The 1,584-nt window shown below is 47.9% G+C and carries 2 protein-coding genes; both read right to left on the bottom strand.

What is annotated here, in order from left to right; genetic code table 11:
- Positions 1–508 (bottom strand): restriction endonuclease subunit S (locus VSX58_RS22410; RefSeq protein WP_327619982.1); only part of this gene is annotated, 508 nt, incomplete at its 3' end.
- Positions 509–521: 13 nt separating this feature from the next.
- Positions 522–1,517, bottom strand: coding sequence for a site-specific tyrosine recombinase/integron integrase (gene xerA / locus VSX58_RS22405; protein ID WP_327619981.1), 996 nt, complete (start codon positions 1,515–1,517; stop codon positions 522–524).
- Positions 1,518–1,584 lie beyond the last annotated feature (67 nt).

The following is a 1,584-nucleotide window of genomic DNA, read 5'->3' as shown; positions in this document are numbered from 1 at the left end:
CTAAATGATGATTTATCGCTGTGTTGCTGGCAATTTTGTTGTCAATGGCGTTCAATGTGGCAGCTATTTCTCGTTGTTCTGGAATTGGTGGTATGCTGACATCCAAAGCTGACAATTCAGAGAAAGTAATCTGTGGGAATGTCCCCGATCGGGTTTCAGCTAACGCTTGAAGTTGCTCTATAATCTCGTCAGACTTCAGCACTTGAAAAAGAAACTGTGGCAACACATTGTCTTTAGCACGAATCACCATCAATTTTGTCGAAGCGACATAATCCTTAGCATCAAAGTCAACATAGGCGAATCGCCGGTTTTTTGGCCGTATTTCTGAGTACAGAATATCATCACGACAAAACGACTTTTTGAATTGCCCACGCAAGTTCTCGTTTGGAACGTATTCGTGGTTAGTTACTTTACCGTCCGACACGTCTGAAGTATTTATCAGGATAACTTTATCCTGCTGCCTGCGGAAAGTCAGAGATATGCTTTCACAAACATCGCCTAACCTCATACCGTTAACCCTCTTATCCAATAAATTTCCTGTGCGAATTTTTAACGTTCGTCTGATTAACCATTGCGTAGTGCATCGTCGTATCGATCTTTACATGACCAAGCAACCGCTGTACCTGCTCAATGGGCATACCCTTGTCAATGGCGCGGGTGGCGAGGGTACGCCGGAACTTGTGCGGGTGAACCTTGTGCATATCCGCCCGTTTGCCGATCTCTCGCAACCGCGTTTCCACGCCGCCGATAAGCAGCCGTTCGCGGGGCAGTGTCAGCGACACGAACAGTGCGGGATTGTCGTCGTTGCGCACATCAAGGTAGTTCAACAGATGGATTTTGGTGCGGGCGTCAAAGTAGACTACCCGCTCGCTGCCGCCCTTGCCGAATACCACGCATTCACGCTCGTGGAAACCGATGTCCTCGCGGTTTAGCTGCACCAGTTCGCCGACGCGCATTCCCGTTGAGGCAAGCAGGTCAATCATCGCCAGATCGCGAATTTCCTCGCAGGCATCGCGAAGCAATTCCAAACTCTCGTCGGTAAAGGTTTCCTTGATGGTTTTCTCCGTCCTGATCTTGTGGATACGCCGCACAGGGCTTTTGAGGATGTAGTCCTCATCTTCCAGCCAGCCGAAGAAGCTGCTGAAAATGCGTCGCATATTATCAACCGTCACTTTGCTGGAGTTTCGTGCTTTCTGGTAGTTCGCCAGATAGTTGCGAAGATCGTCCGTGATGATCTCACGGACCGGTTTTTTTACTGCCTTGAGCATAGTGCTAACGGTAGCATCATAATATTTCAGCGATTTTTCTGAACAGCCTTCTATACGTTTTGCAGAGATAAAGACGTTCAACAACCCGTCATTTCCAACGATTTCCTGATCGTCGGTGATCCGGCTTGCCGTGATGTCAACATTGTGCATGTGGTATGTCAGTACCCGGCGTAGTTCGTCTAATTGTCGCTGTGTCAGTATTTGCGCCATGTTTGCCTGAATTTCCGTTATTAGCTTGTCCTTCATCATCTCACCTACCGCTGGATCAAAACATGAGTTTATGCGCAGACAGTAGGATCGATAAATCATCATTTAG

It is taken from the genome of Brenneria populi (genome assembly GCF_036016195.1).
Lineage (GTDB): Bacteria > Pseudomonadota > Gammaproteobacteria > Enterobacterales > Enterobacteriaceae > Brenneria > Brenneria populi.
This window is presented reverse-complemented; position numbering and strand designations above follow the sequence as displayed.

Coding starts and splice junctions, on each gene's coding strand:
- xerA (WP_327619981.1), bottom strand. CDS start 1,517: ATGATGAAGGACAAGCTAATAACGGAAATTCAGGCAAACATGGCGCAA.